Below are 9,133 nucleotides of genomic sequence, written 5' to 3'. Positions count from 1 at the left end.
GTTGTTCTTCATAATCTCTTAATGATCTTCTTGCTGATTCGTCACCAGCAAGCTAGGTCGGCTATATTACTCTCTATCTCTAGAAAGTCAACCAGTAATGAAAACTATTTTTCAAACTTATCAAATAAAACCCAACTCAATTAAACTCAACTAAGTCACTGTTTTATCAGAGGTTTTAATCTTCATCACCGCCGATGGATGTGCATTCTACAGCATTTCAAAGCCCGTGCAATACTTCTTGCAAAGATTTTTTATCGTGTGTTTATTTTTCAAACCAATAAAAATATAAGTAATTGTTATATATAGTTAATTTATTTTCATTATTTTTGAATTTTATTGAGCACATCCAACAAAACCAACCTAAAAAAAACTAAGATATTGTTTTATTTGAATTTAAATTATAAAAGTCTTTATCACATGACTTATATCGTTCAATTCACACTCTATTCTTGTTTGATTCTTCAGCAACCTGGCGTTTATATATACAAAACTTGTTTTATCCGGTATTCTTCCAAGATACATAGGCCCGATTTAAATATGAAAAATTGATTGCAACGCTAAAAATTAAAAAGCCATCGCTATTGAGCAATGGCTTTTGGAATATTAAGCAACAATTAGAATTTCATACTGACACGTGCCCAGTAATTACGTCCCATATTATTAAACTGCTCGGTTGCTGGTAAACCTGTCCCGGAAGCACCCATTTTATTTAAGTGCTCGGTATAAGTCCGGTCTAGAACATTATCGACTCCGACTGATACATCCACGCTATCCATAACATGGTAGCTACCGTTTAAAGACAAAATACCAAAGCCTGCGCTCTGCTTGTTATCATAACCCACAATATTACCTTCGTTAAGACTGATCCGGTTTTGACCACCCACTACACGCCATAGCAATCCAAAATTATATTTGTCTTGAACATAGCGCAAGTTAACACGGGCTTCTAAAGGAGAGATTTGTGGCAAAGGCGTATTATCTGTGGTGTTTTCACCCCAGGCATACATGGCGCTGATATCGGCCTGCAGGCGGTCAGTAAACTGGTAACCAATTCCAGCTTCTGCACCAGCGATAGTGGCATCGACATTACGGGTATGTGCTTCAAGCATTCTCATCATGCCAGTAGGTTTATAGGTTGTTAACACATAATCATTGATCAAACCTGCGTATGCGGATGCCCATGAATTGAAATGACCATGCTCATGTTGATAACCAAAATCTAGCTGTAATGTCTTTTCAATATCAATATTGGCAAAAGTATTAACGTTATCATTTCCCGTTTTAGGACTGAATAATTCCCAGTAATCCGGCATACGCTCGACATAACCCAGGCCAATATAGGTCTTGCCATCATCATGATCGGGATGATGATTTTCAAAACGAATAAAGGCACTCGGTAAAGTTTCTTTGCGTTCCTGTTGAGATTGAACAGCGTCTACATTGACCTGATCAAGACGAACACCAGACACCAGCTTATTGTTATCACTGAACAGATAACTCAGTTCTCCAAAAGCTCCCACAGACTGGAATTCCATATCTTTAGTTCGTGGCTGAGTTTGATACAGCGTCATCAGACTTCCGTTACGTTTAGTATGTTCATTATTCTGACTATCAATACCAGTAATCAGCTGCAATTTATCCCACTCATTGGTCATTGCCATACGCGCGTTCAATGTTTTACGTGTCACATTGGTCGCCATTGGCATACTCATCATTCCTCCAGGCTGGAACTCACGTAAACTAAAGTTATCCATAACGTGGTCATTAAAGTTATAGTTCACTTGAGCTTCGACTTTTTGAATGATATCGGTAAGATTTTTCTTTTCTACACGAAGTCCTAAACTTTCGCGGGCAAACTTGGAACCGTCCATTGCACGGCCGGCATAAACTGCTTCACCATCAGCTTTACCGCCAGTCAGCTCTACCCAGGTATCTGTATCTGGAGTCCAGCCCAATGCCAGATCCGCATTCCAGCGCTCCCAATCTGAAGGTACAGTGGTTCCATCTCCATCTTGATAGCTATTCAATACCGAACGATTGGTATTGAGTCGGACATATTTCTGATCATCGCCTGCTGCAACTTCGACATTATGATCCAGACGGCCAAATGACCCCATCAAGACACTGGCCTGACCGCGATAGTTTTGATCTTGATCAAACTGTTCCGGCGTACGTTCGAAAATCACTGTGGCCGCAGAGCCAGTATTGGCATACTGAACCGTTTGCGGTCCTTTAATCACCGAAATACGGTCATAGCTTTCCGGAGAAATATAAGAGGTCGGCGAATCCATACGACTTGGACAGGCGCCCAGGTTTTCGGTGCCATCAGTTAGGATCTTAATTCGTGAACCAAACATGCCGCGGAACGTCACATCACCATTAGTGCCGGCACCGCTATTGACCGAACTAAAGCCGACAATACTTTGCAAATAATCCGCACCATCACTGGCAGGAATCGGTTGAATCGGCTGTTTTGGATCAGCGCGGACAATCAGCCCATTGGCATCATTACCTGATGCTGACGTCACCACAATCGGGGCAAATGTCTGAACCGGCATGGCGTCATTGGCCATCACTATCGAAGAATAACAAGCTACACAAATCGCAGCCGCAAGTGGCTGTAAAGAAAATTTAGGCTGAGCCATTTCTCTATCTCACTAAATACATAAATTAGGCACGGCTTGAGTCAATACCAACCCAAGCTGAAAAATGCAGATTTATGCAGGCAGTGGTGGCGCTCGCCCCTGAGGAATTAAGAAGAGTTGCTGAAGGACAAACCAGACATGCTTAAAGGTTTTTTGATAGGCAATTAAACGGACATGAATCCGGTCAAGAACCTGTTTGATGTCCAGATCAGGCGGTAAGACTAAATTGGCATGAACCTTACAGTACTGACACTGATGATTGGCATCATGATGATCATGTTGAAGATGATCAGATTGGATAAGGTGACTATGCTCGCCAGCGCTATGCTGCGCATGAGCATCTGTCGCGATAAAAAGCGCACGCGTGATGGTTTCACAGACCGGAGCAACCTGATATTGCTTCGGTAACAAAGGCTGTAAAAATACAGCAATCTGTAGAAACACAGCTGCAAATGCAAATAGCAGCCCCGCGCGTAAAAACACAGGCTATTCCTAAAACATGCTTATGTTGATTATAACAAAGCCCAATCAGAATTGGGCTTTGTTAGACCATTTAAATAAACTTTAAAATGATCCTAGCGTTTCACTGCCACCTTGTCTTTATTACGCTGGCGAACCAGTTTTTCCACTTTTTCACGTGCACGTTGACGTTTTAATGGTGATAAATAATCAACAAATAATTTGCCATTTAAGTGATCCATTTCATGTTGGATACACACAGCGAGAAGTCCGTCAGCATCAAGCTCAAATGCTTGACCTTGCAGATTAATTGCCTCGATTTTTACACGTGACGGACGGTCAACTTTATCGTATATTTGAGGAACTGATAGACAGCCTTCTTCGTAGGGCTGCGTTTCTTCAGTCAATGGTGTAATTTTGGGGTTAATAAACACCATCGGTTGATCTTTATCTTCAGACAGATCCATAACAATCAGCTGAATATGACGATCCACCTGAGTCGCGGCAAGTCCGATACCTGGTGCTTCATACATGGTTTCAAACATATCTGCAGCGAGCTGACGAATTTCATCAGTTACTTCTTCGACAGGTTGGGCAATGGTACGAAGACGGGGATCCGGGAAACTTAAAATAGGTAATAAGGCCATACTGCATCCTCAATTATGCCATTGATCAAAAAACCAAATGAAGGGAATGCTTCATCAAAAAAATGTGTGTAAGATCGTTATTATAACGCAACTACGCACATAATTTTAGGAATTATGATAATGAAAAAGGTTTTAAAGGGCATGCCATTTTTTAGTGCCTTGGGGTTTAAAAATCAGATGCTGGCACTTGCTATTTGTGTAGGCGTCAGTATGGGGACCATTCATTCCGCCGAGGCAGCACCTGCACGTAACGTCAATCCACCGGCATTAAAAGCCAGTGCACCGAACGTGTATGTGGTGAAAAAAGGAGATACACTTTGGGATATCTCGAAACGCTTCCTGAAAAATCCGGTACGTTGGCCGGAAATCTGGGCCAGCAACAAGCACGTCAAAAATCCACACTGGATTTTCCCGGGTGACCGCCTACTGATGTGTGATTACCAGGGCCGTCCGATTATTGGTAAAGACGAAGGTGATGGTTGTGAAGGCATTATCAGCCGTTATCTGGGTAGCACCTCCTTGCAACCTCAGATTCGGGTTGAATCGTTAAACAATACCATTCCAGTAATTCCACTAGAACATATCAAGCAGTGGTTGGAACGCTACACCCTGATGGCACCTGATTCAGTTCAAGGTACGCCATATATTCTTGGAACTGCCGATCAGCGCGTACTGGCAGGCAAAGGCCAGAAAGTCTATGTACGTGGTAACGGTCTGGAAGTTGGTCAACGCTATGCCGTGTATCGCGAAGCTGAACCGTATGTATTTACCGATGCGAATGGCAAGAAATATACGGCTGCACTCGAGCTGCAACAGGTGGCATCCGGTATTGCAGTTCGTGGCGAAGGTGATGTCACCACACTTGAACTGACAGATAGTTACAATGCTGAAGTACGTCGCGGTGATCGTGTCTTACCAGAATACGATCCAATGTTACCGACTCTGTTCTATCCGACCAATGCAGAAAATATTGCTGCCGGTGGCCAGATTGTGCGTGTATTGGGGTCAATTGGTACAGCAGCACGTCATAGTGTTGTCACCATTGACCGTGGTACGGCACATGGAGTTCAGACGGGTCATGTCTTTAGTGTGAATCAAAAAGGTGAAGTGGTCACTGATCCTAAAACTAAAGAACGTGTGCAATTGCCAGGTGAGCGTATTGGCCAAATCATGGTATTCAAAAACTTCGATCAATTAAGCTATGCCTATGTGCTAGAGAGCGAATTACCAATCAAGGTTGGTGCAGGAATTCAAGCACCTCTTTTAGATGAATAAATATTTGTCTAAATAAAAAAACTTAATAATAAGAAGACAACCCTATAGGTCTCAATATGCTGAACCCGTTATCACGCGCGCAACTGGAAACAATTACGTTATGGTATCTGGTTCAGCATTCTCTTTCGAGTTTCTATAAAATCAGTCAACATTATGCCGAACTGGCGCATGCCCTTCAGCCGGATCAAGTACCCGTCTGGCAAGCACTCGGCCTTCATGCCAATCATGTGCAGCGCTTAAAAGAGTTTTACCTCCCAGAAGCGCAGCAAAAATTTCAGCGATGTCTGCAGCAGATCCAGCAGGATAGCGATTTTATTTTGCTGCACAGCGATCCGCATTATCCTCAGCAGTTGCATCCTTATGCAGATAAACCACCGATCATTTTTGGTCAGGGTAGATCCGATACCCTGCTTCAGGCACAGATTGCCATTGTGGGCAGCCGCAAACCCAGTCCACACGGCCGGCAAGTAGCTTATGACTTTGCTTTTTATTTGAGTGAACAGGGTTTCTATATCAATAGCGGTCTGGCATACGGTATTGATGAAGCAGCGCATCGGGCTGCGTTACAGCATCAAGGCACGATTGCGGTGATGGCGACCGGACTGGATCAAACCTATCCAGCACAACATCAATCACTACGCCAGCAAATCATTGAGCACGGTGGTGCAGTAATCAGTGAGTTTCTACCAGATACGCTGCCTTTGCAGCACCATTTCCCACGGCGCAACCGAATCGTCAGTGGTTTAAGTCTAGGTGTGATTGTGGCAGAAGCTGCATTAAAAAGTGGTTCTCTGATTACGGCTAAACTGGCAGCTGAGCAAGGTAAAACTGTGTTTGCCATTCCGGGACATATTTACAGCGAGCATTATCAGGGTTGTCACCAACTGATTCGTGAGGGTGCGATTCTGATTGATCATCCACAGCAGGTCATCGAAGAACTGGCACTGGCGACGCAATGGCAGGCTTTAGAAAATACCACCAAAACGAAAGTTACTGAAGCAACATCACAGCAAATTCCACCGCATCTGCTCAGTCTGTATAATCAGCTGGACTGGGTGGGACAGAGTTTGGATCAACTGGGAACGCAGGTTCAGCAAGAGGTATCTGCTTTGACCAGCCAACTCATGGAACTGGAGTTACTCGGTTTTTGTACCCAGCAAGCCGGCCTCTATCTACGTTGTCGGATTCTCAAATAAGGTTCACAATAGCGCTTTGTTGTTTGATATAAGGTATCCACATGATCACTACCTCTGTTGCCGAAGCAGCAGCATGGCTTAAAGATGGACAAGTCTTGGCATATCCTACAGAGGCTGTTTGGGGCTTGGGTTGCGACCCCTATAATGAACAGGCATTTCATCAGATTTTAGAATTAAAACAGCGCCCGATTGAAAAAGGCGTGATTCTGCTGGCAGCTCATCTTTCACAGGTAGAACATCTGTTGCAGGATTTAACTGAAGAAATGCGTGAAAAAGTGATTGAATCCTGGAACCATGACAGACCTGCTGATCGCGCGACCACCTGGTTACTTCCTGCAAATAAAGACATTCCTGACTGGATTAAAGGTCATCACCCTAAAGTAGCCGTCCGCGTGACCACTCACCCGCTCTGTGTCGCATTGTGTCAGGCCTTTGGCGGTTTTATCGTTTCTACCAGTGCCAACCCTGCCGGTATGGAACCTGCCCGCTCACTGCAGGATGCGATCCGCTATTTTGACCAGAATCTAAATTATCTGAATGGTGACCTCGGTTTAAGTCAGCAACCAAGCCGGATCATTGATGCAGTGACTGGCGCAATTATTCGTGACTGAGTCCTGTCTGATTTAGTCGGGACACTCAAGCCCGACTAAAGTTTTAAGACAAAAAAAAGCTCAGCCATATAGGGATGGCTGAGCATAAAAAAGGATGTGCATAAATCACATCCAGAGGGTTCAGAAAATCTCTGGGAGTCTGATAAAACAAGGATTTTCTTGCTTGATCATTCTCGATGGGCGCATTATGAAAGAAACTGAATGCGACGACAAGTACAATAAAACAATCAAATAATACATATTTTCTATTAATAGCAAACAATTTTTGAGCAATATTCAAAATATCTTGCTCTTTCTATTCTCTTTTTAAAATAAAACGATATTTTTCTATTTGTTTTAACATTTGAAAATTAGCATTTAAAAGGGGATTTCAATTAAAAAAGTTTTGATCAACCGCTCAATATTTAATCAGACAAAATTCTTAATTAGCTCTTTTAATTCCTGATTAAGCGGATCTTCCGGGATATTGAGCACAGAGGATTCCAAGTAAAATGATGCCACCGCCGATACTGAGATACATGGTCCACGCTTCACCCAGCCACAAATATGCGACTACTGCAGTAAAAACCGGCATCAGATTCATAAAAATACTGCTGCGATTGGGACCAAGTTGCTGCACAGCCATCATCCAGAATAACGGCGCGGCAATGGATGGGAAAATTCCGGCATAGATAATGCTGGCTGCATTAGCATGATTGATGCTGTCCAGACCTAAAATCAATACCAAAGGAATATGATAGAGAAAGGCCATAAAAATCTGAATATACAGGCTCACTAAGAGTGGAATCTGAATCTGCCATTTTTTCAGAAACACGCCATAACAGGCATAGAAAAATACTGCGATCAACATCAACAGATCGCCAATATAACTTTCACCAACAGTTAAAAACTGCAGGCCCTGCCCTTGTGCCATGACATACATTAAGCCAATAAAAGACAGAAGACTCCCCAGCACTGCAGCCTGTGTTGGGCGAATCCTTAAAACAAAAATACCCACGATAATGGTAAAAATAGGAATAAAGGCATTGATCAGGCCCATATTGGTTGCAGTGGTATAGTGTGCCGAACTATAAGCCAACCCCTGATAAAGCACCATTCCCAGCGCACTCAAAACAGCAAAATGCCCGAGATATGGACGGATCTCCGGCCACGCTGCTTTGACTTTGGGCAACATGAATGGAGTTAAAATCAGTAAGGCCAAGGCCCAGCGGTAGAAACTGATACTGATGGGAGAAATATAATCTGCCACATAGCGGGTGACAGTCATATTCAGAGACCAAATCAAAACTGCGGCCAGTGGTAAGGCCATGGCCCACCAGACTGCCTTTTGTTGCTGTGTCATACTTTCATCCATGAGTCGCTGGTCTTGTTATTAAGCTATGCGTATTCGCGCATCCTAGCATAATAGATTTTTCACATAATATTGAGGCAATTTGCAGCTTTAAGTAACTGAGCTCACCTGTTTTTACTTGTACTGAAAGCGAATACCCGTTAAAACAAATACCGTTCAGTCGCAATAAACAGGAAATCTAATGACTCGCTCTGTATATGACATTCCAGTCAAAACCATTGAAGGAACAGAAACCACTTTAAACCAGTACCAAGGTAAGGTTTTGCTGGTGGTTAACGTCGCATCTAAATGTGGCCTGACGCCGCAATATGAAGGCTTACAAAAACTGTATCAGGACAAAAAAGCGGAAGGTCTGGAAATTCTGGGCTTCCCTGCCAATAACTTTTTGGAACAGGAACCGGGTAGCGAAGCCGAGATTCAGGAATTCTGCTCAGTGAATTATAAAGTTGACTTCCCGCTATTTGCTAAAATCTCTGTCGCGGGTGAAGACAAGCATCCTTTATATGCCAACCTTACGCAGGCTGTACCGGAACGTATCGGTGAAGGCCCTTGGTGGAAAGATCTGGTCGATTATGGTTTAACCCCAAATCAGCCACCAGAAGTGCTCTGGAACTTTGAAAAATTCCTGATCAATAAAAATGGTGAAGTAGTGGCACGTTTTGCTCCAGATATTACTGCAGATGATCAACGGATTGTCGATGCAGTGAATGCAGAACTTGCAAAATAATTCTCGATTATTCTCATAAGCATCAAGCTTGAAATAAGTATCTATTTTCTTGGTAGATACTTATTTTTTTTATTTAAAAACGATTAGGGTCTGTTGACATTTACTGTTCATAATTAACCCTATAAAGGTAGCCATAAAAATATACAGGCTAAAGCAACAGAACTTTGATAATTTCTTTTGAGCTTGTCATATCGAGTAGCTATTCCTCTAAATTGCTTTAAT

8 protein-coding genes and 1 pseudogene are annotated in these 9,133 nt (G+C 42.9%); 4 read left to right on the top strand and 5 right to left on the bottom strand.

Annotated elements, in window-relative coordinates; genetic code table 11:
* Nucleotides 1-614: 614 nt before the first annotated feature.
* From AC13CK_RS00190 to def, 3 genes are all read right to left on the bottom strand, one after another.
* Complete coding sequence (locus tag AC13CK_RS00190; protein WP_425880119.1) at nt 615-2,645, bottom strand: TonB-dependent copper receptor; 2,031 nt, start codon at nt 2,643-2,645, stop codon at nt 615-617.
* Nucleotides 2,646-2,717: 72 nt separating this feature from the next.
* Nucleotides 2,718-3,128, bottom strand: coding sequence for a DUF2946 family protein (locus tag AC13CK_RS00185; protein WP_004644876.1), 411 nt, complete (start codon nt 3,126-3,128; stop codon nt 2,718-2,720).
* A 92-nt stretch (nt 3,129-3,220) separates the two neighbouring features.
* On the bottom strand, nt 3,221-3,751 hold the full coding sequence (gene def / locus AC13CK_RS00180; protein ID WP_044112406.1) for a peptide deformylase: 531 nt from the start codon (nt 3,749-3,751) through the stop codon (nt 3,221-3,223).
* Between the two features lie 120 nt (nt 3,752-3,871).
* Between def and AC13CK_RS00175 the strand changes: the two genes are divergently transcribed.
* From AC13CK_RS00175 to tsaC, 3 genes are read left to right on the top strand one after another with little or no spacing between them, the layout of a single operon-like run.
* Nucleotides 3,872-5,026, top strand: a complete 1,155-nt coding sequence (locus tag AC13CK_RS00175; RefSeq protein ID WP_243474751.1) for a LysM peptidoglycan-binding domain-containing protein — start codon at nt 3,872-3,874, stop codon at nt 5,024-5,026.
* 56 nt (nt 5,027-5,082) lie between these two features.
* Nucleotides 5,083-6,222, top strand: a complete 1,140-nt coding sequence (dprA, locus tag AC13CK_RS00170) for a DNA-processing protein DprA (protein ID WP_253145948.1) — start codon at nt 5,083-5,085, stop codon at nt 6,220-6,222.
* A 41-nt stretch (nt 6,223-6,263) separates the two neighbouring features.
* Complete coding sequence (tsaC, locus tag AC13CK_RS00165) at nt 6,264-6,833, top strand: L-threonylcarbamoyladenylate synthase type 1 TsaC (RefSeq protein ID WP_086044343.1); 570 nt, start codon at nt 6,264-6,266, stop codon at nt 6,831-6,833.
* A gap of 445 nt (nt 6,834-7,278) precedes the next feature.
* Here the strand turns inward: tsaC and AC13CK_RS00160 are convergent, their stop codons facing one another.
* On the bottom strand, nt 7,279-8,175 hold the full coding sequence (locus AC13CK_RS00160) for a DMT family transporter (RefSeq protein WP_482830849.1): 897 nt from the start codon (nt 8,173-8,175) through the stop codon (nt 7,279-7,281).
* A gap of 190 nt (nt 8,176-8,365) precedes the next feature.
* Between AC13CK_RS00160 and AC13CK_RS00155 the strand changes: the two genes are divergently transcribed.
* Entirely contained in the window at nt 8,366-8,911 is a 546-nt protein-coding gene (locus tag AC13CK_RS00155) for a glutathione peroxidase (RefSeq protein WP_005249624.1), read from the top strand.
* A 100-nt stretch (nt 8,912-9,011) separates the two neighbouring features.
* Here AC13CK_RS00155 and AC13CK_RS00150 read toward each other — a convergent pair.
* Nucleotides 9,012-9,133 (bottom strand): annotated as a pseudogene (locus tag AC13CK_RS00150) (IS5/IS1182 family transposase); the annotation flags it as partial.

Source organism: Acinetobacter sp. L-24, assembly GCF_056857555.1.
Note: the sequence above shows the minus strand (reverse complement) of the source record. Positions and strands in the feature narration are given on the sequence as shown.